Origin of the sequence: Clostridium hydrogenum, assembly GCF_021432385.1 — a bacterium.
Classification (GTDB): Bacteria; Bacillota; Clostridia; order Clostridiales; family Clostridiaceae; genus Clostridium_S; species Clostridium_S hydrogenum.
The window spans coordinates 571,068-596,971 of sequence record NZ_JAEACT010000003.1 but is presented as its reverse complement, the minus strand read 5'-3'; the positions used below and the strand labels follow the sequence as shown (position 1 = coordinate 596,971).

20 protein-coding genes, 1 pseudogene and 1 other annotated feature (1 of these 22 only partly in view) are annotated in these 25,904 nt (G+C 29.1%); of the genes and pseudogenes, 14 read left to right on the top strand and 7 right to left on the bottom strand.

Going from position 1 to position 25,904, the window contains the following annotated elements; translation table 11 throughout:
* Positions 1 to 67 precede the first annotated feature (67 nt).
* Together CUEA01_RS15935 and CUEA01_RS15930 are read left to right on the top strand one after the other, a co-directional pair.
* A complete protein-coding gene (locus tag CUEA01_RS15935) occupies positions 68 to 1,822 on the top strand; it encodes an ABC transporter ATP-binding protein (RefSeq protein WP_234122671.1) in 1,755 nt (584 codons plus the stop codon).
* On the top strand, positions 1,815 to 3,659 hold the full coding sequence (locus CUEA01_RS15930) for an ABC transporter ATP-binding protein (protein ID WP_234122670.1): 1,845 nt from the start codon (positions 1,815 to 1,817) through the stop codon (positions 3,657 to 3,659). Before CUEA01_RS15935 ends, CUEA01_RS15930 begins: the two co-directional genes overlap by 8 nt.
* A 219-nt stretch (positions 3,660 to 3,878) precedes the next feature.
* Here CUEA01_RS15930 and CUEA01_RS15925 read toward each other — a convergent pair.
* Positions 3,879 to 4,118: pseudogene (locus CUEA01_RS15925) on the bottom strand (transposase); the annotation flags it as partial.
* Positions 4,119 to 4,487: 369 nt separating this feature from the next.
* Between CUEA01_RS15925 and CUEA01_RS15920 the strand changes: the two are divergent.
* The 3 genes from CUEA01_RS15920 to CUEA01_RS15910 all read left to right on the top strand — a co-directional run bounded on the left by CUEA01_RS15920 (position 4,488) and on the right by CUEA01_RS15910 (position 6,317).
* Positions 4,488 to 5,279 (top strand): leucine-rich repeat domain-containing protein, encoded by a 792-nt coding sequence (locus CUEA01_RS15920; RefSeq protein WP_234122669.1) that lies wholly within the window; start codon positions 4,488 to 4,490, stop codon positions 5,277 to 5,279.
* 108 nt (positions 5,280 to 5,387) lie between these two features.
* Complete coding sequence (locus tag CUEA01_RS15915; protein WP_234122668.1) at positions 5,388 to 5,843, top strand: hypothetical protein; 456 nt, start codon at positions 5,388 to 5,390, stop codon at positions 5,841 to 5,843.
* Positions 5,844 to 6,317, top strand: a complete 474-nt coding sequence (locus CUEA01_RS15910) for an HIT family protein (RefSeq protein WP_407929262.1) — start codon at positions 5,844 to 5,846, stop codon at positions 6,315 to 6,317.
* A gap of 272 nt (positions 6,318 to 6,589) precedes the next feature.
* On the opposite strand, the gene CUEA01_RS15905 is transcribed toward CUEA01_RS15910, so the two are convergent.
* A complete protein-coding gene (locus CUEA01_RS15905) occupies positions 6,590 to 7,675 on the bottom strand; it encodes a tetratricopeptide repeat protein (RefSeq protein WP_234122667.1) in 1,086 nt (361 codons plus the stop codon).
* A gap of 216 nt (positions 7,676 to 7,891) precedes the next feature.
* Between CUEA01_RS15905 and CUEA01_RS15900 the strand changes: the two genes are divergently transcribed.
* Both CUEA01_RS15900 and CUEA01_RS15895 read left to right on the top strand, forming a co-directional pair.
* Complete coding sequence (locus CUEA01_RS15900) at positions 7,892 to 8,536, top strand: uracil-DNA glycosylase (protein WP_234122666.1); 645 nt, start codon at positions 7,892 to 7,894, stop codon at positions 8,534 to 8,536.
* Positions 8,537 to 8,547: 11 nt separating this feature from the next.
* The gene (locus CUEA01_RS15895; RefSeq protein ID WP_234122665.1) at positions 8,548 to 11,787 is read left to right on the top strand and encodes a DEAD/DEAH box helicase; all 3,240 of its coding nucleotides are present in this window, start codon (positions 8,548 to 8,550) and stop codon (positions 11,785 to 11,787) included.
* 271 nt (positions 11,788 to 12,058) lie between these two features.
* Here CUEA01_RS15895 and CUEA01_RS15890 read toward each other — a convergent pair whose 3' ends face one another.
* The 4 genes from CUEA01_RS15890 to CUEA01_RS15875 all read right to left on the bottom strand — a co-directional run bounded on the left by CUEA01_RS15890 (position 12,059) and on the right by CUEA01_RS15875 (position 16,595).
* Positions 12,059 to 12,778 (bottom strand): sulfite exporter TauE/SafE family protein, encoded by a 720-nt coding sequence (locus tag CUEA01_RS15890; protein WP_234122664.1) that lies wholly within the window; start codon positions 12,776 to 12,778, stop codon positions 12,059 to 12,061.
* A 514-nt stretch (positions 12,779 to 13,292) separates the two neighbouring features.
* On the bottom strand, positions 13,293 to 14,420 hold the full coding sequence (locus tag CUEA01_RS15885) for a toxic anion resistance protein (protein WP_234122663.1): 1,128 nt from the start codon (positions 14,418 to 14,420) through the stop codon (positions 13,293 to 13,295).
* A gap of 120 nt (positions 14,421 to 14,540) precedes the next feature.
* The gene (locus tag CUEA01_RS15880) at positions 14,541 to 15,545 is read right to left on the bottom strand and encodes a YceG family protein (RefSeq protein WP_234122662.1); all 1,005 of its coding nucleotides are present in this window, start codon (positions 15,543 to 15,545) and stop codon (positions 14,541 to 14,543) included.
* 123 nt (positions 15,546 to 15,668) lie between these two features.
* Positions 15,669 to 16,595: a DMT family transporter gene (locus CUEA01_RS15875; protein WP_234122661.1), complete on the bottom strand. Its 927-nt coding sequence runs from the start codon at positions 16,593 to 16,595 to the stop codon at positions 15,669 to 15,671.
* A gap of 858 nt (positions 16,596 to 17,453) precedes the next feature.
* Here CUEA01_RS15875 and CUEA01_RS15870 point away from each other — a divergent pair.
* A complete protein-coding gene (locus CUEA01_RS15870) occupies positions 17,454 to 18,014 on the top strand; it encodes a tyrosine-type recombinase/integrase (protein WP_234122660.1) in 561 nt (186 codons plus the stop codon).
* Between the two features lie 364 nt (positions 18,015 to 18,378).
* Here CUEA01_RS15870 and CUEA01_RS15865 read toward each other — a convergent pair whose 3' ends face one another.
* Positions 18,379 to 18,990 carry a 3'-5' exonuclease gene (locus CUEA01_RS15865; protein ID WP_234122659.1) on the bottom strand — a complete coding sequence of 204 codons (612 nt, stop codon included), beginning with the start codon at positions 18,988 to 18,990 and terminating at the stop codon, positions 18,379 to 18,381.
* 220 nt (positions 18,991 to 19,210) lie between these two features.
* Here CUEA01_RS15865 and CUEA01_RS25180 point away from each other — a divergent pair, with 220 nt between their 5' ends.
* Genes CUEA01_RS25180 through CUEA01_RS15835 form a run of 6 tightly spaced genes read left to right on the top strand, consistent with a single transcriptional unit; the run spans position 19,211 to position 25,704 of the window.
* Positions 19,211 to 21,676 carry an ABC transporter permease gene (locus tag CUEA01_RS25180; protein ID WP_234122658.1) on the top strand — a complete coding sequence of 822 codons (2,466 nt, stop codon included), beginning with the start codon at positions 19,211 to 19,213 and terminating at the stop codon, positions 21,674 to 21,676.
* Between the two features lie 13 nt (positions 21,677 to 21,689).
* The gene (locus CUEA01_RS15855) at positions 21,690 to 22,382 is read left to right on the top strand and encodes an ABC transporter ATP-binding protein (protein ID WP_234122657.1); all 693 of its coding nucleotides are present in this window, start codon (positions 21,690 to 21,692) and stop codon (positions 22,380 to 22,382) included.
* A gap of 15 nt (positions 22,383 to 22,397) precedes the next feature.
* Complete coding sequence (locus tag CUEA01_RS15850; protein ID WP_234122656.1) at positions 22,398 to 23,315, top strand: ABC transporter ATP-binding protein; 918 nt, start codon at positions 22,398 to 22,400, stop codon at positions 23,313 to 23,315.
* On the top strand, positions 23,308 to 24,045 hold the full coding sequence (locus CUEA01_RS15845; protein ID WP_234122655.1) for an ABC transporter permease: 738 nt from the start codon (positions 23,308 to 23,310) through the stop codon (positions 24,043 to 24,045). Before CUEA01_RS15850 ends, CUEA01_RS15845 begins: the two co-directional genes overlap by 8 nt.
* Positions 24,046 to 24,070: 25 nt before the next feature.
* Complete coding sequence (locus tag CUEA01_RS15840; RefSeq protein WP_234122654.1) at positions 24,071 to 24,781, top strand: response regulator transcription factor; 711 nt, start codon at positions 24,071 to 24,073, stop codon at positions 24,779 to 24,781.
* Between the two features lie 2 nt (positions 24,782 to 24,783).
* Positions 24,784 to 25,704, top strand: coding sequence for a sensor histidine kinase (locus CUEA01_RS15835; protein WP_234122653.1), 921 nt, complete (start codon positions 24,784 to 24,786; stop codon positions 25,702 to 25,704).
* A gap of 81 nt (positions 25,705 to 25,785) precedes the next feature.
* Positions 25,786 to 25,904 (top strand) — a binding site (T-box leader); it runs 136 nt beyond the window's last position.

Genomic DNA, 25,904 nt, shown 5'->3' with positions numbered 1-25,904 from the left:
TTATTTTTACCCAAAAAGCTAACACTAATAGATACTAATAGTGTTAGTAATGAAAGGAGTCTATTTTATGTTAAAGGTATTTAAATATTTTAAAAAGAAAGAAAAAATGTTTGTTTTTATCAGTATGATTTTTATATTATTACAGGTTTGGTTAGATTTAAAACTTCCAGATTATATGTCCCAAATTACAACCTTAGTAGAAACAAAGGGAAGTTCAATGATGGATATTTTAACACAGGGAGGTTACATGGTTTTATGCGCAATTTTTAGTATGGCAGCCTCTATGATAGTAGGATATTTTGCAGCTGTTGTTGCAGCGGGGTTATCTAAAACATTAAGGGGTATGGTATATGATAAAACATTATCTTTTTCTATGGAAGAAATTAATAAATTTTCTACAGCTAGTTTAATTAATCGTACAACTAATGATATAACTCAGGTTCAGACATTAGTTGCAATGGGGTTACAGATTATTATAAAAGCACCTATTCTTGCAGTGTGGGCAGTTATTAAGATTTCGGGTAAGAGTTGGCAATGGACATCGGCTACTGCTGTAGCTGTATTTATACTAATTATAATGCTTGGAATAATTTTGATTTTTGCAGTACCAAGATTTAAGGTGATCCAAAGTTTAAGTGATAATTTAAATCGTATAGTAAGAGAACATCTAACTGGAATTAGAGTTGTTAGAGCATATAATGCGGAAAAATATCAAGAAGATAAATTTGAAAAATCAAATGATGAACTTACAAATACCAATCTTGTTGCGTATAGAGTAATGGCAATTATGTCACCAGGTATGACACTCATTAATTCGGGGTTAAGCCTTGTAGTTTATTGGATTGGTGCTTATATTATTAATTCTGCTGGTATGGGAGATAAAATTAAATTATTTTCAAATATGATTGTGTTTTCTAGCTATGCAATGCAAGTAATTATGGCATTTATGTTATTAAATATGATATTTATTTTGCTTCCAAGAGCTCAAGTATCAGCGAAACGTATAATCGAGGTGTTAACTACTGAAACAAAGCTTTACGATGGAACTGTAGAAAGTATTAAAGATGAAACGATTAATTTTAAGCATGTATATTTTAAGTATCCTGATGCTTCAGATTATGTTTTAAAAGATATTAATTTTAAAGCGAAAAAAGGACAAACAGTTGCGTTTATTGGGTCTACAGGAAGCGGTAAAAGCACTTTAGTTAATCTAGTGCCTAGATTTTATGATGCATCTAAAGGTGAAATTACGATAGGCGGCATTAATATAAAAGAGTATAAACAGGAAGAACTCCATAATAAAATTGGGTATGTGCCTCAGAAAGCTGTAATGTTTAGTGGTACAGTTTCTTCAAATGTTATGTATGGAGATAATGGAAAAGAAAAAGCTTCTAAAAGTGATATTGTTAAGGCTATAGATATTGCACAGAGTACTGATTTTGTAAAAAAGATGAAAGATAGTTATGATGCACCTATTGCTCAAGGTGGTACAAATATATCTGGTGGACAGAAACAGCGTCTTGCTATTGCCAGAGCAATTTGTAGGAAACCTCAAATATTTATTTTTGATGATTCATTTTCAGCATTGGATTATAAAACAGACAGAGATCTTCGTTCACGTTTAAAGGCAGAGACAAAAAATGCAATAACATTAATTGTAGGACAGCGCATTGGTACAATTAAGGATGCAGATATGATTATTGTATTAGATAAAGGAGAAATTGTTGGAAAAGGAACGCATGAGCAGCTGCTTGAAAATTGCAGTACTTATAAAGAAATTGCGTTATCTCAATTGTCAAAGGAGGAACTAGTAAATGGCTAAGGAAGAATATAAAATTGGAAATCATAAAAGAACTCAAAATTCAGGAATGGCGATGAGAGGAATGGGGGGTGCATTGCAAGCTTCTGGGCAAAAGGCAAATACTAAACAGGCTTTTTCAAAGTTGTTTTCGTATTGTGGAAAATATAAAAAGATAATTATTATAGCAGTGATTTTATCAATTAGTGGATCAATATTAAATTTAGTTGGACCAAATCAGTTAAGTAAAATTACTAATATGATAACAAAAGGCTTAATTTCTGGTATTGATTTAAAGGGTGTCTCAAAAATAGCAATGGCACTTAGTGGCATATATGTTTTAGGATTCTTATTTAATTATATTCAAGGATTTATTATGGCAACAGTAACTCAACGAGTAAGTCAGAATATGCGTAAGGATATAAGCAAAAAAATCAACAAGCTTCCACTTCGATATTTTGATGGAACAAGCACAGGTGATGTTTTAAGTCGTGTTACAAACGATGTTGATACATTAGGACAAGCAATGAATCAAAGTATATCAACACTTGTAGCGTCTGTAACGATGTTCTTGGGATCAATAATTATGATGCTTTATACAAATTGGCTTATGGCAATTGCAGGGATTGTATCATCGCTTTTAGGATTTATATTTATGATTAAGATTATTTCTCGTTCACAAAAATATTTTGCAATGCAGCAGAGAGAGCTTGGTGCAATAGATGGACATATTGAAGAAGTTTATGCGGGTCACAGTGTAGTAAAGGTATATAATGGGGAGAAGTCTGCAAGAAAAGAATTCCACGAGATGAATGATAAACTATATGAGTGTGCTTGGAAATCTCAGTTCATGTCTGGGCTTATGATGCCACTGATGATATTTATAGGTAATTTTGCATATGTAGTAGTTTGCATAGTTGGAGCAGTTCTTGCACAAAAAGGAATTATTACCTTTGGAACTATAGTTGCTTTTATGCTTTATATTAGATTATTTACACAGCCACTTCAAAATTTATCACAAGCGGCAGCAAGTGTGCAATCTATGGCAGCTGCTTTAGAACGTGTATTTGAATTTTTGGATGAAAAGGAACTTGAAAATGAAAACAGTAATATTAAAAAACTTTCTAATGCAAAGGGAAATGTTGAATTTAAAAATGTTCATTTTGGATATAACGAGGATAGAACTATTATTAACGATTTCTCTGCAAGCGTTAAAGCTGGAGAAAAAGTTGCAATTGTTGGACCAACAGGGGCAGGAAAAACGACAATGGTTAATTTACTAATGCGTTTTTATGAAATAAATAAAGGAGAAATTTCAATTGATGGTATATCAACAAGTCAAATGACAAGAGAAAATATTCATGATTTATTTGGCATGGTTTTACAAGATACTTGGCTATTTGAGGGAACTATACGAGAAAATATTGTTTACAGCAAGACAAATGTAACTGATGATGAATTGGATGAAGTATGTAAGGCAACAGGAATATACAACTTTATTCACAGCCTTCCAGATGGTTATGATACAATCTTAAATGATAAAGTAAATTTATCAGCTGGTCAAAAGCAATTAATTACAATTGCTAGGGCTATGATAGAGGATGCACCACTTCTTATTCTTGATGAAGCTACTAGTTCTGTTGATACAAGAACGGAAGTAAAAATTCAAGAAGCTATGGATAAACTTACAAATGGTCGTACATCTTTTGTAATTGCTCACCGTTTATCGACAATTAAGAATGCGGATTTGATTCTTGTCATGAAGGATGGAGATATAATAGAAAGTGGGAATCATAAAGAGCTTATTGCAAAGAATGGTTTCTATGCAAACTTATATAATAGTCAGTTTGAGGCGGCTTAGTTGAATTTTAGTAATAGGCATTGAAAGCTATATGATTAAGAAGATGTTGTACTAAAAATTGAGGGTGTGAAATTTTCTCTGTAAATTGACTTTCTATGATAATGATTTGAAGGTAGGATAGCCACAGAAGTGACTTCTTACCTTGTTTTTAATATATAATTAAAAAATTGGACTTATAGCATCCCAGTTTGTTTCCCAGCTTTTCATTGCGTTAGGATATTTATCCTGCCATTCTTCAATCTCTGGCAATAATCGGTCGGTAATGTCAGAAATCATTCCTTCAATTACCTCAAAGCCATAAATATCTTCAATGGTTTCTGATATCTGCCTGGTTGTCATGCCTTTGGCATACATAGAAATAATCTTATCATCAATTGCTGAAATATCTTTTTGACGTTTTTTTACTACATGAGGTTCAAAAGTACTCTGACGATCCTGCGGAACATCTATGTCCATTTCTGGATTCTGCTTCTATAGTAATAGGAGTGGTCAATAAACCTAAACTTAAAATTAAAGTAAATAAAGAAAAGATTTTAGTTTTCATTACAAGTTTTTTTATAAATCTGCTCCTTTAAAATAATATAATATTTAACTTGTTGATATAAAATTTTATTTAATGTATTATTATGTATAAAGATGTTACATAAAACTATTATGGTGTAAAAAATTATGCTGAAAATTTTATGACGAAATATATACATTAAAAAATAAATTACCTAATTATGATTATAATACAGATAATAGGTGTACAGTTACTGCTACTACTATGTTATTAGCATACTATAGTCAGTATTGGACTAATTGTAATGATTATGTTTATTTATTATTTTGGTAATTCTTTCAAAAAGTAAAGTATATGCTGCTTATGATGATACTAAAGATGTATACGGAAACAAAGTTTGGGAAATCAAATTTAATCAGTCAATAAATTATAACAAATTAAGTAAGAATAGTATTATTGTTAAGGATAAGAATGGTAATACATTAGATATAGAGTTACTTGCAGGTATGAAAGACAATCTGCTTGAAGTTCTTCCGCCTGATGGTGGTTATGAAGCAGGCATGGAATACACTTTATTAGTAACTAATCAAATATACTCAAATACTAATAAAGCACTAAAAAAAGAAGAAAGTTTTAATTTTAAAGTTAAACAATATGAAGAAAAGACTGTGGTATTAAAAAATTATAGACTGAATTATGCAATAAGAACTATGCTAGATAAAAGTTATTATGACCCCATTTATAAAAGTGAATTAGATAAAATAACTGATCTCGGCTTAAGGAGCTGTGGTATATCAGATATTAGTGGTATTGAAAATCTAGTTAATTTGCAGACGCTTTATTTAAATAATAATAGTATAACAGATATAACTCCAATAAAAAATCTTACTAATTTACAAAACCTTTGTTTAACGGGCAATCAAATAACTGATATTTCTCCAATAAAGAATCTAACAAATTTGAAGGAACTTTCTATATATGATAACCCAATAAGCAACCTAGAACCGTTAAAAAATCTCAATAATCTAAAGCTGCTTTATTTAGGAAAGAATAAAACAACAGCAGCAGATATAGCCTCATTAAAAGGTTGGTTGCCTAATTGTAATATAGAGTATTAATAAGAGTTTGAAAGTTTTAGATATAAAATTAGGCTATGTTTTAAATAAGTGTCAAAATCAACACTTATTTAAAACATAGCCTAAAATTAAAAAAGGATGTGATTATAATTGAAATTTGATGAAAAATTAATAGAAACTTACTTAAGAAAGTGGCAAGAGATTTTAAGGTTAAAAGATTGGGATATTAAATATGAAACTGTCAAAACCGAATGGCGTAAGACTGGTGATATTAAGATTGATATGACAGATAGAAAGGCAATATTACTGATAAACATTCAGAATCCTAAGCAAGATAATTTAGAAGCATTAATTATACATGAATTACTTCACCTAAAAGTATGGGGAATGGATCAAATGATTGAACAACTTATATATTCTGTTTTTGGACAAGATGAGAATGATCCTAAATTTGATTTTGCATATACTCAATTTATGCAAGTACTAGAGCCTACAGTTGAAGATTTGGCAAAAAGTTTTTTAACTTTAGGTGGTGAAAATAAAGAAATTTCATTTGGAAGAGTTCAAAAGCAGGTGGATAAGGAGCTACTAAAGGGGGAAAATTAATTGGAAAATTGTTTAATATGCGAAAGAATTAATATGATTAAACAAGGAATAGAACCTCATTTTGTTGCAGAATTGGAAACAGGATATGTAGTAATAGGAGATTACCAATATTTTAAAGGATATACTTTATTTTTGTGTAAGGAACATAAAACAGAATTACACTTTCTAGATGAAAATTTTAAAATTAAGTTTTTAGCTGAAATGAGCAAAGTGTCAGAAGCTGTGTATAATGCCTTTGAGCCAGATAAATTAAATTACGAAATGCTTGGAAATGATGATGTACATATGCATTGGCATATATTTCCTAGAAGAAAAAATGATGCGCCTGTGAAAGGACCAGTTCACCGTGTTGATAAAAAATTGCTATATGCTAAAGAAGCAATTCCAACAGAAACTGAATTAAGAGAAATGAAAATAAAACTTTATAATGAATTAGAAAAAGTAATTAAAATAGTGAATAAGGGTAACCTTTAAGTAATTAAATGGGGCTGTCACACAAAATTATTTTATACACAAGGTTTAAATATTGCGAACCATTATTCAGAGTAGAGAGTAGAGTGATGGATGACTTACCTTTCCTTGCGTCAGGTAAATCTTAAACTTAACTATTGTCAGCTTTGCTGACAACAGTAATAACACGATTGCGTAAGCAATCAAGAATAAGTTTTAAGATTTTCTGTAGCTTTGCTACAGAAAATCATCCTTCACTGTACTTTGTACTCTGTACTCCGTACTCTGTTTCAAGTCTATTTTTCCGCCTTTGCAAAACATTCATCTGCTTCAGCATTTTTCCCTTCCATTTGAAGTGCAATTCCTTTATTCTTATACACCTGCTTTGAATTTGATTCTAGTTTAAGTGCTGCATCATAGCATTTGATGGCCTCATCCAGCTTGTTAAGTGTTACTAAGGAACAACCTTTGTCGTTATAAGCATAACTATTATCAGGATTATATTTAATTGCAAGGTCATATGCTTTAATTGCGTCGGTATCTTTTCCTATAGCTGCAAGCGTAAGACCTTTAGCATCGTAAGCATTAGAATATTTGGTGTCTAAAGAAATTGCCTTATCAAAACTTGTTAAGGCTTTATCGTATTGTTCGTTGTCATATAAAGTAAGACCTTTGTTATAATATAAAGTTGGAGACTTTGGCGAAATGGAAATTGCTTTGTCAAAGGCAGCAATAGCATCATCATATTTTTTAGCAAGCTTTAAAGCAAGTCCCTTTTCATTATAAACTTGAACATTTTTTTTATCTAAAGAAATGGCTTCATCAAAGCACTTGTTTGCATCATCAAGCTTATTTAGTGAAATTAATGCAGAAGCTTTGTTAATTAATGCTGTAGGATATTTAGGATTTAGTTTAATGGCTTTATCTAAAGAGTTTATAGCAAGAGAATAGTCATTTAACATTATTAAATCTAATCCTTTTTCATTATATACTTCAGCAGTTTGATAGTTAAGCTTTAGCGCTTGGTCAAGATATTTAAGCGCATCAAGATAATTTTTTTGCTTAGATAAAGCTAGTCCTACACATGCGAAGGCTTCACCGGATTTAGGGTTTAACTTTATTGCATTTTTAGCTGCATTAATAGCATCAGTATAGCGGCTTAATAATATGAGGGTATGGGATTTTGCAAGTTTAATTTTAATATTTGATCGATCTTCATTTTCGGCTTCAACATAGAAATCTAGAGCAGCTGCATATTTTTTTGCTTTAAAAGCTGCATCACCTTTTTTCATGGAATTTTCGCTGCTATTTTTACAGCCAAACATAAATATTAGTATACAGAAAACAAAAATACAAAGTATAAGCCTTTTTCTTTTTATCATTTAAAATCCACCCCCAGATAAAAGTTTATTATATAATTTAAATATATATAACTGAAAAAACAAAAGTAAATTAGAAAAAATGATATGTATAACTTAATTATACTATACAGGGATTACGTTTACAATTCAGTAAGACTACAAAGTACAGTCATTCTACTCTGATTTGTGTTATACTAAATATAAATTTACATAGTATTTTAAAGGGTGTGTAAAAGTATGCTTATTTGGAAAGAATTATACAATGAGTGTTCAAATTGCCATAAATGCAAGCTTGCTGATAATAGAATAAATATGGTTTTTGGAGAAGGTAATGTTAGTGCAAAATTGATGTTTGTTGGAGAAGCACCTGGAGCCGATGAAGATAGACTTGGAAGGCCCTTTGTTGGAAGAGCAGGTCAGCTTTTAACTAAAGGTCTTGAAGCATTAGGACTCACAAGAGATAGAGACTATTATATAGCTAATGTGTGTAAATGCAGACCGGAAAAAAACAGAACTCCTTATGAAGATGAAGCACGAGCATGTATTGGATATCTTAGAAATCAATTTGCGTTAGTAAAGCCTAAAATTGTAGTTTGCTTAGGGGCAACGGCTATGAAATTCATTATGGAGCCTGCAATATCAAAGCTTTCTCCAAATTTACTTGAAAATAAATATGAAGGCGCGGCAATTGAGGATGAGTGGAAAAGTGCAGTTCAAAGCGGGGAAATGAGAATAACAAGAGATAGAGGTAAATGGATAAAAATTAATAATTTATATATGATGTCAACCTTTCATCCAGCAGCACTTTTCAGGGATGAAAGCAAGAAAAAGCTTTTTTGGGAAGATTTGAAGAAAATTAAAATTAAGTATGATGAGGTATGAGGTGATTTCTATTGTTCGACGTAAGTGAGGTTACTGTAAAGTACTGGGCCAGTGAAGAGTGTTATAAAAAAGGAATTAAATATTGTGAAAGTGATAGGGTACATAATGTTCAAATAAAAAAGACCTTCAATTCACTTTATAATGCTAATTTTATAAACATAAATGCTGAGGTAGCAGAAAATAATGGTGATAATTATGAAGTTTTCGTATTGTTTAATGATAAAACTGGCATAGTATCTGTTAATTGTAATTGCACTGATTTAAATAAAAAACGAAAAAGTGATGGAATATGCCATCATATTGCAGCTGCCCTAATAAAATATGCTAGGGATAAAGAAAACTTAATTGAAAATTCAAATGAAGTTTCCACAAAAAAATTTTTAAATGTACTAAAGAAATCTCTTTTAGATGAAAAAATTTCTGGAAAGCCGCTGAACATTGAGGTGAAATATGAATTTTCTACTTCAGCTAGTAGAAAATCTTCTATTGAACTTAGAATTGGCGAAGATAAGTTATATGTAGTAAAGGATCTTGAGCAATTTTTAAGTGTGCTCATAAAAAGAGATAGGACAATAGAATATGGTAAAAATTTCACTTATGATGCTAATAAATATTACATAAAAGAAGAAGACAAAAAATTAATTGATTTCATAAAAGAAATTTATATAAATAGTACTGAAAACTTTGAAGGAATAGTTGAAAGTATTAATGGGAAAAAGCTGTATTTATCAAGTGGAAATGTAAGAAGCTTCTTTAAAATAATAAAAAATAGAACTTTAGATGCTGTCATTGATAAAAAAGAATACTCAAGTATAAAGTTAAAGCAAATGTTTCCTGATTTAAAAATGACCTTAAATAAAGATGACGGAGATATAGAAATAGCAATAGATGGAAATATGCCAACTTTTTTAGATAATAACTGCGATTTTATTTTTTATGAGGGCAATATATATAATATAGATGAAGAATATAAAAAGTCATTTATTCCATTTTATGAGGGACTTGAAAAAGGCAAGGGAAAAATAAAATTAAGTGCAGATTGGTCTTCTGAAATTGCTTCTTATGTTATACCAATACTTAATAAGCTTAATGTGAAGCTTGATATTAATGATGACTTCAAAAATAAACTTATACAAGTTCCATTAGATGCACAAATTTTTTTAGATAAACTTGATGACTGTGTAATTGCAAATATAAAATTTATTTATGATAACATGATAGTTAATCCGCTTAAGAAAGAAAATGTGCAAAAGGCTTCTAAAATTTATGTAAGAGATATAAAAAAAGAAATTAATATATGTAAGTTGTTTGAAAACTATAATTTTCAGACCTATGGCGAAAGTTATTTAAATAATTCCGATGAACAAGTTATGGAGTTTTTAATAAATGGAATTGAAAAGCTTCAAGATATGGCAGAGATTTTTTATTCCAACACTTTTAAAAATTTTAAAGTTTATTCTTCTAATGCTTATAAGGGAGGAATTAAACTTAATGATGAAGATTTACTTGAAATTTCATTTGAGATAGATGGTGTTGAAGGTGGAGAATTAAAAAATATATTTGAAGCGCTCAAATTAAAAAAGAAATATTATAAGCTGAAAAAAGGCGGTATTGTAACGCTTGATAATGATCAAATAAAGGATATGGCAAGTTTACTTAATTATTTGGATGTAGATTACTCGGAGCTTTCAAAAGAAAATATTACATTAAAAAAGTACAATGCCTTTTATGTTGATAATGTACTTAATGAGGGTAAACTAAGTTTTATGGATAGAAGTGGCGAATTTAAAAAGGTAGTAAGTTCGGTAAAAGAAGTGAAAAAATTAAAAATTAGCATTCCAAAAGAGTTTAGTAAAATAATGAGGCAGTATCAAAAGGTTGGGTTCAAGTGGTTTAAAACTTTATCAGCTTGTGGCTTTGGCGGTATACTTGCAGATGAGATGGGACTTGGAAAAACGCTCCAAACCATAGCGTTTATAGCTGATGAAATAGAGGAGGGGGTTCCGAGTATTGTAATTTCACCAACTTCTCTTGTTTATAATTGGAGAGAGGAGATTAAAAAATTTTCGCCAAGGCTTAAAGTATTAGTTGTATATGGAACAAGACAGGAAAGAATTAAACTTTTAGAAACAGCATTGGAGTACGATGTTATTTTAACTTCTTATCCACTTATAAGGCATGATATTGATGAATATAAGAATATAAGTTTTAAATATTGCTTTTTAGATGAGGCTCAGCAAATAAAAAATCCTAATTCTATAAATGCTAGGTCGGTAAAAAAGATAAAAGCTGGCAATTACTTTGCAATTACAGGAACACCTATGGAAAATTCACTCACGGAATTATGGTCTATTTTTGATTTTATAATGCCTGGTTATCTTTTAAGTCATTCCAAATTTGTGAAAAAATATGAAGTCCCAATTGTGAAAGATAAAGATGGGGGAGTTTTAAAAGAGCTAAATAAGCATATTCAACCGTTTATCCTAAGGAGATTGAAAAGAGATGTAATAAAAGAATTACCACCTAAAATAGAACATAAAGTTATAGTAGATATGACAGAAGCGCAAAAGAAGGTTTATGCATCCTATCTTGTTAATACAAGAAGAGAAATAGAAAGTTCTATAAGAGATAATGGTTTCCTTCATAGTAAGTTCGAAATATTATCGCTGCTAACTAGATTGCGCCAGATATGTTGTAATCCAGCTTCTTTTATTGATAATTATGATGGGGAAAGTGGGAAACTTTTAGCACTTCAGGATATTCTAGAAGAAAGTATTAATAATAATCATAGAATCTTAATATTTTCTCAGTTTACTACAGTACTAAAGGATATAGCTAAAATGCTTCAAAATGACAATATAAAATATATGTATTTAGATGGAAGTACTAAAATGGAAAATAGATTAGAACTTGTGACGGACTTCAATAAAGGCATGGGAGAAGTGTTTCTAATATCACTTAAAGCTGGAGGTACAGGTTTAAATCTTACAGGTGCAGATGTGGTAATACACTTTGATCCATGGTGGAATCCGGCTGTTGAAGAACAGGCTTCTGATAGAGTTCACAGAATAGGGCAGAAGAAAACCGTAGAGGTTATAAAGCTAATATCAAGAGGAACTATAGAGGAAAAGATTTATGATCTTCAACAAAAAAAGAAGGAAATAATAGAAGATGTAATAAACGATAAAAATAGCGATAAAAATATACTCTCAAAAATAACAGAGGATGAACTTAGGGATATACTTGCTTAAATCTAAGTTGATTACTTATGAGAAAATTTGATGATATAAAAAATATTAACTAATAAAAGTTTTTAACTTTGATGTTATGCGTTTTAGGCATATTAAAAAAAATAATAAGTCGAAATTAAGAGATAGTTTTGTGTAATGCAAGGAACTGTAGCATGTTAATACTGGTTGTCTTAGCGTGCTATAGTGACGAAGCATTACACAAAAATAGCCGAAAGTTGGACTTGCTGTTTTCTTTAATATGCCTTAATTGGCAAAGTTAAAAAACTTCTCATTATTTTAAAATAGCAGATATAACGGTATAAAATCCTAATATTCCTATCAAATAAATAGTAAGTTTTCTAAATAAAACTTCATTAATTTTAGCTGATAATTTTATTCCTAAAAATACCCCAATTATAAGTGCTGGAATATAATATATTGTAAAACGTAAAACTGAAATATTAATAACCCCCTCTAAAACAAAGAGGATAATTGCAAAAATATTTGTTGCAATACCATAGAAAGTTAAATTTGATCTAAATACATCTTTATCTGTATTTTGATTTGTGAGAAATAAAACAACAGGAGGTCCACTGAGTCCTGCACTTCCATTTAAAAAGCCACTTAAAATGCCAACAATACTATACGCTATTTTTTCATTTTTTATTTCTATTTTTAAATTTTTGAGCATTGCAAAAGCAGTAATAGTAACAATTAACCCTATAACTATCTTTAAAGGTTGTACTTTAACATATATTAGCATAAGGGTTCCAATAGGAGTTGCCGCTATGCCAAAAATAATTAATGGGATGATTTTTTTAAAATTAACATAATGCCTAGCTTTATAAGCGATAATAATATTTGTTAGAAGACTATAAATTACAATAATTGGTGTAATATTTCTAATTTCAGGTATGAATAATGAAAGTAAAGGAACTGCTATAAGTGCAAATCCAAAACCAGTCATACCTTGAGTAACTGAGGCAAGCAAAATAGAGATGAATCCAAGCATAAAAAACACCATCCTTAGTTAATTCAGAAAACGTTTTCTAAGGATATATTATTATATACCAATAATAATGTCAATACAAAAAACAAAAAAATAGAAAGCGTTTTCTATTTTGCTTTAAAAAGATTATCTAGTAACTAGCCTTCAAATTCCATAGGTACAATATATTTTTGATTAATTTATGTTCCTGAAATGATACATTAGAAATTAGTTATATAGGTTCAGGAATCTTAAAATTCAATGTTTTTAGGATATAACCATATGTATTTTAACAGCATCCCAAAATTCCGTAGGTACGGAGGAATTTTTCCCTTAAATTAACTGTGTATGTGAAGTAACAATGTTGCAGGATGATTTAAATAAATGTCAATAAATCTTGGAAGCTAATTCTTAAAAGACTTAGAAGTTTCAATTTGTTTGAACGTTCAGCGAGTTATTGAAACTTCTTAGGATTTTAAGAATTAGCTTCTTAGATTTATGATATTTATTTAATAGCCTGCAACATTATTACTTCACATTATTTGATTTTCTCCATATACTGTACTTTTAGGTCATTTAACTTTTTCATGCCTTCTTGCCTTAAAGCTTGATTTTCACGTTCGATTTTTTCAGTTTCATTTATACCTTCCATTATTGTATTCCAAGTGCTTTCAAGAGTTTCTATTTTTATAGAAGGAGAACCTGCAATTTTGGCTATATCAATACTTTGATCTTTTATATTTTGTGCATTTTTTAAAAGAAGCTCATTAGTTGCTTGATCTAATGCTTCCATAGATTTTGCAACAAGCTTTTGCCTTTTTAATGTTACAGCCTGAATAAGACCATTCTTAAATACAGGTATAGTTACTATGAAGGCAGAGTGTATTTTGCCAATTAATTTGTAATTTCCCTTTTGAATTGTTCGTATTTGTGGTGCTGTTTGCAAAGCAACTATTTTTGCCATTTCAAGATCGTAGAGCCTTTGCTTAAGCATTTCAAGAGAATACTGAACCTCTTGAAGTTTAAGATTATCATCTGGATTTCCAGCTGCTGCTTTTTGCTGCCAGTAAGGTAAATCTTCTTTTTCTATTTCTGCTATTACAAGTTCACATGCATTGGTGTATTTTTCTAATTCAATATAATAATTGAAGTTTTCGGAAAACATTTCTTCAAGCATTTTATTTGTTTTTGTTATCTCTGTTTTGTAGGAACTTATACTTGAATAAATTTTATCTATTTCACTTCCGAGACTTTGATATTTGCTTAAGATTCCTTGTACTGTTTTTTTACTGGAACTAAATATTTTTGCAAAAAAGCCTTCTGGTTTCTCTTCAAGTTCTTCTTTATCAAATCTTTTCATTATAACAGTTAATTCTTTTAATAGCGCACTAGAGTTTTCCACACTGTTTACTTTCATGGTTTTAAGTATTTTATCGGCAAAAGTTGAAATTTCAGCAGCTGGCGCACTTCCAAATTCCATTATTGCATTTACATTTGATACATCTAGCTGCTTTGAAATTTGAATTACCTCGGGAGAATTTTTTAATTCAGTTTTTATGTTTTCGATTTTTTCTTGAATTTCACGTTTTGTATCACTTGGAACTTCTTCATAGTCTTCAGTGTTAGTAGTTAAATTACTACTTGAATTTTCTTCTTTAAATCGCAATTGTATTCACTCCTCTTGTTTAGATAAAACCAAAATAACTTTAACCCAAAATGTCTAGAAGAGGACGTTTTGGTACAAATTAATTTTTAAGGTTAAAATGGCTTATCATATGTATTAAAGTTATTTACTTAAAAGTTTATTTCTAGATTTGAGTTTCCTAAACAATCTAATAAAAAAGTTAACTCTTTTATATTTGATTTTTGAATTAGTAAATTGAAGCCTGTGAATATCAAAATAGTCTTCTTTTACAAAGTTTTCAATGTCACTTGTTGCACCTGGGTTATACATTATTATATCTATTCCCAAGGAATTCATAAACATTAAGGTAACAGCGTCAGAAAAACTAAATGTTCCACTGTAGCTGTTGTTAAAGGTTACTATTTTGGGAACATGTAATGGATAATCAAAGTTTTGAAGTAAACTGAGCAATTTAGCATCTAGATTTAGCAAAATGCTTAAAGTTGATATTTTCATAAGGGTTTCATCTCTTGCAATTTTGTTATCCATATAAGTTATGTAAGTGGATACTTTATCGATTATTGAAAGCTTTATATTAGAAGAAAAACATTTATATTTCCAAAAGTCTGGAAGCTTACAAAATTCAATTATTTTTTCAGCTATATTTTCTTGAAGACCAGACTTTAAATTTGTATATTTCCAGTACTTTGATGTTAAAAGTTTATTTTTATCAATTTCACCATTTCTATTTAAAAGTGATGAATAAATTCTTCCTATTTTTTTATGACCAATCCTGTGGAATAGTGGAAAATGTTTAAAAAACAATGTGTCTTTTTCTTTTAGTATTGCAGTTATATCTTCTCTATATTGGACTACATCAGAGTATACACCTACTATTTTGGAAAATAAATTAGGAATATACACAGTATTTTCAGAAACCTTCCATCCAGGGCGGATTACAGCTTCTTGTTTTCCCCAAATACCTATTTCATCATATGTAGTCTTTAATGTATCAGCACAAACCTCATAATCAGCAAACTGCCAAGGTTCATAATAAAAAGATTCTTTATCATGAAACATTTCTTTAAATTCTTTTGTTGCACGAAAGGCATCTGTTTCAGTTCGCCTAGCGTTAGAGGTATTTTTTTCTTCATTTAAACTAGACATTTGATGCTTCCTCCCCAAATATTTTATTATTCTATTATATCAAAAAAAGTCAAGTAATAATATACATATAATAGTTTAAAAATGAAAATTATGGTGTATATAATTTTTTATAAATTTGTTTAATCAACCTTTAGAATTGTCTCTATTGGCCAGAATTATACCAATGCATACAAGTATCAATGCTATAAGGTTTTTTAATTCAAGAATATTTTCACTTAAAACTAGTCCAGATAAAAGCACCCCAAAAACGGGAACTAAAAAGTTAAACATTGATATTGTTCCAACTTTATTGTATTTTAATAGGATTGTCCAAAGTGAAAAAGCAATTGAAGATAATGCTGCAAGATATAGTAGTAATACTGTTGATTTAGGCGTAAATCCACTTAAATGACCGCCTGCAGAGAAGCCAAGTAATGAGAGTACAAAACCTCCGATTAAGAGTTGATAGCCTGTAACAAGAGCTGAATCTAATTTTTGGGTGATTTTTTTACCATATATGGATGAGGCTGAAAGGGTAAATGTAGACAATATTATCATAAAATCTCCATTTAAAGAAAAAGATACTTTAAAAATATCTGATGAAAAATTAGCGGCAATTACGCCTAAAAATCCAATAATACAGCCAAGAACTTTATTGAAATTTAATTTATCATTTTTATATATGAAATGAGCAAGTATTATGCTAAAAAAAGTACCAGTTCCATTCATTATTGCACCTTTTGTTCCTGTAGTATACCCCATACCTATATAGAAAAATACATATTGCAGAGTTGTTTGAGTAATTCCAAGTAAAACTATTTGAAATATATTTTCTCGTGTTAATATGGAAAGCTTTTTACCAGCTAGTTTTGAGATGATTAAAACTATAATTCCAGCAAGGGCAAACCTGTAGCCTGCAAATAAAAACTTTGATGGTATATCGTTTGGAGAAATTTTAAATAGTGAATATCCTAATTTGACAAAAGGAAAAGCACTTCCCCATAATAGGCAACAAATTGTTGCTAGTAGAATGATTATTTTTTTATTAGTGATAGTTTCTTTAGTATTCAATTAAGACATCCTCTCAAGAATATATTTTGTAAATAATTATAACACATTAAAAAGTATATTTTTAAAAATAAGTGTTAAGTTACCCAAAATTGGAATTTAAAGTAGTAGTTAAGAAAGGATAAAAGACTTTATGCGTAGAGTTTTATATTTATAAAGATAAACCACTGCGAAACTTAAAATTTATTTGTACCAAAATGCCGTCTTCTAGGAATTATGGTGCTGGTATATCTATATAATTTGTGATTGTATTGCTATTGAAAAATTATTAGGATGATTGATTTGAGTGAGAAATTAGAAAAGTTGAGGAGTATTTAAGAAAAGAGATAAATTGCTTTTGGTAAATTTTATTACTTAATCATATGATTATAAAACTAAACATATTATTTTAAAATTATTACATATTAGACATATTTGACAATGATTTTGTATAAATTATTAAAAAATTACACAAAAGTATGATTTTTTAATATTGATTTCAGATTATCAAAAAAAGATTTATAAATGGATTAAATATAAAGAGTCTATAGTTTAAACGTTAATGAATGTTTTAAGTGGTTTAAATTTAACTCACTTACAGAGTAAGTTGACTAAAAATTACAAAATCTGTAAATGAGTTAAATTTGTCTCATAAATCCCATAAATAAAAAGGCCATAGTTGAATGTTGGTAATATGAAGATAAAGTGATAAATAAAATACTTATAAAACAATTTGTGTATTTTGTTTCATAAATCATGTAGAATACTGCTAACATTTATCTAGTTTCAAGTTTAATGTGATATAATTTATTAATAGAATGTTATTAATATTATGAAACGTTTTTACAATAAGATATTAGTAATTAAAATGGAGGTATAATTATGGTTGTTGAGCCAATAAGAGACAAATCAAAAATAAAACAGTTATATTATTATTTAAATGGTAAGGATCCAAAGTATGGATTAATTTTAAAATTTGGATTAAATACTGGTCTTAGAATAAGTGATATTCTTCCTATAAAAGTAAGTGATATTTTTAATGAACATTGGGAATATAGGTATTATCTTATATTAAATGAAAAAAAGACTGGAAAATTAAAGAAGATAAAGCTAAATAATGCATTGAAAAAAGCCATAAGTGCATATGTTAAGCAACAAGTTTTATCACAAGAAGCATATTTATTTTATAGCCGTAAAGGCGGCCATTTAAAGCGTATACAAGCTTATAAGGTTTTGAAGGAAGCCGCTAATGTCTGTTATGTTGAGAACTTTGGCACTCACAGCTTACGCAAAACCTGGGGTTATTGGACATACAAAGCATCAAAATACAATATTGGTTTAATTATGGATACTTTCAATCATAGTTCACAAAATATTACACTAAGATATATAGGTATCAATCAGGAGCAAAAGGATGAATTATATTCGCTTGTGCAATTTTAGGCAATGAATACATAATAGGTGGTAAATTTATATTTTGACATAATTTTAAAAAACATGTAGAATTATATATGAAAATATGATAATATATGGTTATGTATTTATGAAACAAAATACACAAATTGTTTCATAAGTTTATTTTGCATATAGATTATTTTGATAATTAATCAAAAAATACAATAATATTTATGAAATTTGGTAAATATTAAATTGAGAATATTGAAACTGATAAACATGCAAAAACTTTGGTAAATATAGATATGTCAAGTCTATAGGTGAGACTAGGAATATGAATTTATCTAGGAAATATTTTGAATAACATATAGATATAAAAAAAGACTATAATTTAGTACTATAGTCTTTTTTATTAATTTTCTGCTATTTTTGAGAAATACTTTGGTGGGATATATCCTTTTTTTATTCCCTCTGTAACTATTAAATAAGTAGCTGCTGTATCAAATCGAGCATCATGGAAGTTACCATCACCTTGAAAAAGTTTTTTGCTTAAATCACTAATTTGTGTTGAGGTTATATTTAAAAATTTCACAACTTCTTCAAGTCTAGGATTTTTATAATTACCATTATTATTTAGTATTTTGCATATAGTTTTGTAATAATTCATGGTACAAAAGATATGATTCGGTCTAAAATGTTCGTTGCAAGAAGTAAATTCATGAGTTATAAATTTTATATCAAAATTAACATTATGTCCTATTAAGATATCTGCTGTCTTAAAATCATCTACGAAAGTTTTTAGACTATCCTTAAAAGATTTCCCATCGCTTAATTCACGTAAGTATTCAACGCTAAAACCATGAACACTCTCTGCACTTGGTTCTACATATTCTACGGCAAAAAAGATGTTTTTTCCAATTGTTTTATTTGGTTTTATACTTGTATCGACAAGTATGTAACTTAGTTGACATATATTACCTGGCCTTAAACCAGTTGTTTCAGTATCAAAAAATATCATCTTCATAATCTTATCAAAACTCCTATTATAAAATTCTAATTTGAAGTGGCATACATTAGTATTATAGACTAAATAAAGTTGTACAGCAAATACAGTTAAAAGGTGACGGATTTCAATAGATAATCATCGTAAGAAAATCGTAAGAAATTTTCAAATACATCGTAAGAAATTATCTCTATAATTAGTAATCGTAATGTACAAAACTAATTAATAAGAGGTGATAATTGTGAATATATTTCTTAAATATTTACTTAAATCAATTTTTAAGAAAAAAGGAAGAAGTCTACTTTTAATAATTACCATAACAATTGCATCAGCCCTTTTAATTGCATCATTTGGTGCTGCTGATTCTGCGAGCAAGGTTACTGAAGAGCAATCGAATAAGCAAAATGGGAAATATAATATAGCGGTAATAGCTAAAAATACAACATATAAGCCATTTTTTGATGAGAGTAAAATACCAAAGGATGGATTTAAAGAATCTGTACCGATTGTAAATGTAAATGGATACTTAAATGAAAAAATAAATGTATCTGTGGATGGTGTTGGAGAAAATAATTATAAAAAGCTTCCTAATATGAAAATATTAAAAATAGCAAAATTAGATGTGCTGTCTGAAAATGGTGCGATAATTTCGGAAAGGACAGCTAATTCGCACAATTTTAAAATTGGAAGTAGAATAGCCGTAAAATCCGAAGATAAGAGTGAAGTTTATAGAGTAACAGCTATTGCTAAGAGTAATGGAGTATTTAGTACAGATGAAAAAAATCAATTTACTATAGTAGTAAATGAAAAAAAAGTGTGGAATATCCTTGAAACAAATAAATTGTATAACTATATGTTTGTAAGGCTTAATAGCAATGTAGATAGCTATAAATTTATTAAAAACTTTAACAATAAGGATTATAATTGTTCAGCTAATCTCATATTTGATAAGGCAAAAGCGGAAGATGATGCAAAATCAACTCAAATGCTATTTTATTTCATGTTAATGATAGTTGCATTTATGGGGGCATTTATAATATACAGTTGCTTCAAACTTATAGTTTTAGAGAGAATGCCAGTTATAGGAACTTTTTTGAGTCAAGGAGAAACTACTTTTGGAATAGTAAGATTACTGCTTGGCGAGAGTATTATATATGGGACAATCGGTGGAATATTGGCAATGTTTTTAGGAAAAGGCTTTTTGTATATACTTGCAGATTTGCAAAATCCATATAAAGCTTATGGGGTTTCTACAAGCGTAGAGTTGAATGCAAGCTGGTTTGTTACTGGATTTGTTTTTGCAATTATTATATCAGTTCTATCATCGATTTTACCTGTTTTGACTGTTAAAAAGCTTGAAATAAAGGATATTATTTTAAATAAAATAAGTATGTCTAGTAGTGGGTATAAACTATCTGTAGTTGGAGTGGGACTTTTGATATCATCAATTATTATTAACTTGGCAGATGATAGGCTGGCTGTGGAATTATCACCATTAGTATTTATTTTATTTATACTAGGTTCTATCTTTGCTTTGCCTACTTTCATAAGAATCATAACTTACCCTCTTATGAAGATTTTTGAGAATGTAAGTGTTTTAGCTAAATTAGCGCTGAATAATATTAGGTCACTCAAAGCACTTCTAAATAACGTAAGGCTGATTATAATAGGCATGGTATCCATACTTATTATAATGTCGTTATCATATTCTTATATGGATACGCTTATCGGAATGGCAAGGGATTACAACGAAGATATAACTATAACTCAAGGAAATAATCCTCACAAAGTAAATGAGGTTATAAGTAAAGATAAAAATATAAAAAAGGTAATAGAAACCTATGCTGTAAGTGATGCAGGTATAGAAGGGTATGAACCTAAAATTGCTGTTGTTGGAATTAATTCTGATACGTATAAAGATTTTAATAACTATTTTGGGATTACTAATAAAAGTAAATTTTATAATGATCTAAATAAAAAAGAAAGGAACATGGTTATAGATAATAAATCTGCAAAGCTCTTGAAAAAAACAGTAGGAGACACCGTTGTATTAAGAGTAAATAACAAAAAGGCTAAATATAAAATAACGGATATTTTTGATGTAAAGGCTTCTGTTAGCCAGATTTTAATTAACAAGGATAACATGAAAAATGATTTTAAAGTTGAGGTCCCGGATCAATATTCACTACAGATAAAGGGGAATGCAAATAAAGAAAAAGCTACTCTAGAAAATAAATTAAAAGGGACTGCTGCTAAGGTTACTACTTTTAATGAAGATGTAAATAGTGCTAAAGAAGATGTCGAGCTTTTGATAGATGTACTTCTATTCTTTTCCTTAATGGTTGTAGTAATAGGAATATTTGCAATTATAAATAATATTTCAGTAAGTTTTATTCAAAGGAAAAGGGAACTGGCAATGTTAAATTCTATTGGAGTTACAATTAGTCAAAATGCTTTAACTATAATTCTTGAAGGTGTATTTACAGCTGTATTTTCAATTATTTCAGGAGGATTAATATCCTATTATGCAGTTGTAATAGCTGCTAAACTTGCAAAATTTGCAGACATTTCAATAGCTATAAAATACGATTTTGCAGCTTTTGGTTATGTCTGCATTGGAACAGTTATAACTATGATGCTATCCAGCATTCCAGTTGTAATTAAAAATAAAAAATTATCAATTGTGCAAGAATTAAAATATGAGTAAGGAGAGATACAAAATGAGTGAATTTTCTATAGAGGCTAAAAATATTTATAAATCATTTAAATTAAAAAAAGAAACAGTTGACATATTAAAAGGTGTGAGCTTTAATGTAAGAAAAGGTGAATTTTTATCAATAATGGGACCTTCTGGAGGTGGGAAGTCTACCCTTTTATATATATTAGGAGGGCTTGATGCTCCATCAAAAGGCAGGGTTATAATAGATAAAAAAGATGTAGCACAAATGAAGGAAAAAGAAAAATGTCTTATGAGAAGAAGAAAAATGGGATTTGTATTTCAATTTTATAATTTAATTCCTAATTTGTCTGTTGAGGATAACATAATGTTGCCTATGCTCATAGATGGTAAAAAGACAAGAAATATTAAAGGCGATTTAAATAAAATACTTAATATAACGGAAATGAGCAATAGGAGGAGACATACACCAGCAGAGCTTTCAGGAGGTCAGCAGCAAAGAGTAGCTATAGCAAGAGCACTTTTATTTAATCCTGAGATAATACTAGCAGACGAGCCTATAGGAAATCTAGATTCAAAGACTGGAACTGAAATAATGAAACTATTTAAGAATGTTAATAGAGAATTTAATAAAACTATAGTTCAAGTTACTCATTCAGAGGAATCTGCAAGCTTTGGAACTGATATACTTAGACTTCGCGATGGTGAGATTGAATTAAAGGAAATGCTTGCTTAGAAAGGTTAAAATTCTATGGAGAATATACTGAAAACCAATAACTTATTTAAAAGCTATAAGGATAAAATTATTGTAAATAAGATAAATATGATTGTAAGAAAGGGAGAGGTTTATGGCCTTTTAGGACAGGATGGAGCAGGAAAAACATCTACAATAAAAATGATAATTGGACAAGTGATACCGGATGAAGGAAGTATAGAGCTTTTTGGAGAAACAATAAATAGTAAATCTTCAGAGTATAAAAGAAGGATAGGTGTGTTATTAGAAAAGCAGAGTTTTTACCCTATGCTTACTGCAAGGGAAAATCTTGAAGTTCATAGAAGATATATGGGGATTCAAGATAAAAAAAGAATAGATGAGATTTTAAGTTTAGTGAAATTAAATGAAATTAATAAGAGCGTAGACAAATTTTCAACGGAAATGAAACAAAGATTGGGGCTCGCAAGAGCCCTTCTCAATGAACCTGAATTTTTGATTTTAGATGAACCAATAAAGGGATTAGATGTTTCAGCAGTAAATGATATGCTACAAATCATACTAGAGATTAATAAAAGAAAGGGTGTTACTGTGCTTATTTGCAGTAATACTTTAAGAGATATTCAAAGCTTAACTAATAGGATTGGAATAATGCATAAAGGGACTTTATTAAAAGAGGTTTTATCTAAAGATTTGCAGGGGAAAAATAAAATATATTTGCAGCTAAAAGTAAGCAATCAGAAAAAAGCAACTGTGGTGCTGGAAAAGAACTGTGGTATAAATAATTACAGGATTATAAAAAACAATGTGATCCTCATTTTTGAAAAATTAGATGACGTGGAAAACATTAATAAAATAATGGTAAATAACGGGATTGGAATCAGTGAACTTAAAGTTCATACAGAAGATATTGAGGATTATTTTTTTAGACTTACGGGGGAGGAGAAGGATGTTTAGTTTTATTTATGCAGAAATGCTTAAAATGAAAAAATCCAAGGTGATTTTAGGATTAGCTATAACTTCTGTAATTTTACCGGCATTTTGGCTTGTGTTATCATTATTTTCAACTACTTCTCCTCGTTCTTTTGAAGCAACTACTAGAGAAATAGAGGATATTACATTTTTAATTTTAGAAACACTTGTTTTTATATTATTATCAAATTATGTATTTGTAAAAGAATATTATTATGGTACAGAGAATATAGAGTACATTTATCCGGTAAACCGAGTTATTATATATTCAAGTAAGCTCTTAACAAATTACATGATAATGTCCTTTATTTATATTATATATTTTATAGTAGTATTTTTGGGATTAACTTTCACCATAGGAATACCCGATATAAAAAAGATGTTTTTTAGCCATTTTAAAGCATATATGATTTCAATACTCCTTCAGTTTTATATTGTGCCGATTATGGTTGTTATAGGTAATATGCTTAAAAGATATGTTTTGTCAATTTGTAGTGCAACTTTCATTTTCCTTTTATCTTGTCTTTTGTTTTTTGCTAATAAGTATAAATATTGGCCATTTATATTTCAATATATTCCTATTTTCAATGCTGACAATATTGGAATGAAATTTAATATTGTTTACTTATTAGTTAGTTCTTTAATTATATTTTTAGTTACTTTTTTATTAGGCGCTTTTCAATTTTCTTATATGGACGAAAAGCATATTATATAATTATGTAAGAGGAGTAATAAAAAGTATGGATAGCAAAAATGGTATTAAAGTTTTAGTTGTAGAAGATGATAGGGAGATAAGTAATCTTGCTTGTAAGGTGCTATTAAATGAAGGGTTTGACATTGTGACAGCATATGATGGAAAAAGTGCTATGGATAATTTTCAGCGTTATAAAGATAATTTTAAATTAATAGTATTAGATTTAATGGTACCTTTTATAGATGGCTTTGAAATAATAAGAAGAATCAGGCAGAAGAGTACAGTGCCAATACTTGTAATATCGGCAAAAAGCAAAGAAGTGGATAAAGTTTCCGCAATTAGTATGGGAGCTGATGATTATATAGTAAAGCCATTTTCCTTAAACGAATTTGTGGTGAGGGTAAAAGCACTTATAAGAAGATATTTATATTTTAGTGGAGAAGAAATGCCCAGTGAAAGCGCTGTTAATTATAAGGAACTTTCTGTAAATATGCAGGATTACTCTGTAATAAAAAGAGGGGAGTCAATAAAAATAACGCCTATAGAGTTTGAGATACTTAAGCTGTTTTTATTAAATCCTAAAAAAGTTTTTACCAAGGCACAAATATATGACAGTATTTGGGGAAGAGATCCTATAAGAAATGACAACACAATTATGGTTCATATAAAGAGGCTTAGGGATAAAATAGAGGACGATGTAAATAAGCCTCAATATATAGAAACGGTTTGGGGAATAGGCTATAAGCTGGGAGAATAACTATGTATAAAATATTATTTTTTATTTCTATAGGCATAATTTTAATATTTATTTTTGTAATAATTGATATAATTAAAAAGATAAATTATATCAAAGGAATTTTAGATGACGTGGTAGATGGAAATTCTACTCGAAAGGTTATGCTAAACAATAATTTAAAATCCATAGCAAGCCTGGTTAATAATATAAACTTGATTATTAATAGACTTCATGAAACTCAAAATGAGAACTTGGAAAAGGCCAATGTGATGTCAAAAATGGTGTCAAACATATCCCATGATTTTAAAACACCTCTTACATCATTAATTGGATATGTTGAACTGATAAAGGTAAGCAAAAAATTAAGCTTAGAGGAAATTGAAGAGTACTTAGATATTGTAAATAACAAAGCTTGTTACTTAAATTCAACTTTAGAGAATTTTTTTTATTTGTCTAGATTAGAAGCAAAGGATGAGAAATTTAATATACAAGAAATAAATCTTAGCGATGTAGTGCAAGAACAAATATTATTTTTTTATAATGATTTTAAAAACATAGGAATAGAGCCTGTTTTAGAATGCCCAAATGAAGATGTTTATGTTTTTGCAGATAAAATATCTGTTGGAAGAATACTGAATAATCTACTTTCTAACAGTTTAAAATATGGTAAGGATGGAAATAAAGTTGGTGTGCGTGTATATAAAGATAAAAACTATGTTTATACTGAGGTTTGGAATAACGGAAAAGGCATTGATGAAAAGAATCTACCGCTAATCTTTAATAGATTATATACTGCTGAAGAATCAAGAAATTCAAAGTTAAGTGGTAATGGAATTGGACTCAGTATAGTTAAAGAACTTGTTAAGGGCAACAATGGCAGTATAAATGTAAAAAGTATTTCTTTTGAGAAAACAGCATTTACATTTTCGCTTCCAAGGAGGTAACCATATAAAATAATCACTAGCTTACATATGCATAAAACAATCCAATATTGACAATAATAAATTTATGTATTAGTATAATTATGAAATGCATTGATGAGAAGAGTAGTAAATTGATACATACAAAGAGAGCTGATGGCTGGTGAAATTCAGCAATGTGGAAATTTATGAACATGGCCTCGGAGCAGAATGTCTGAAACTTA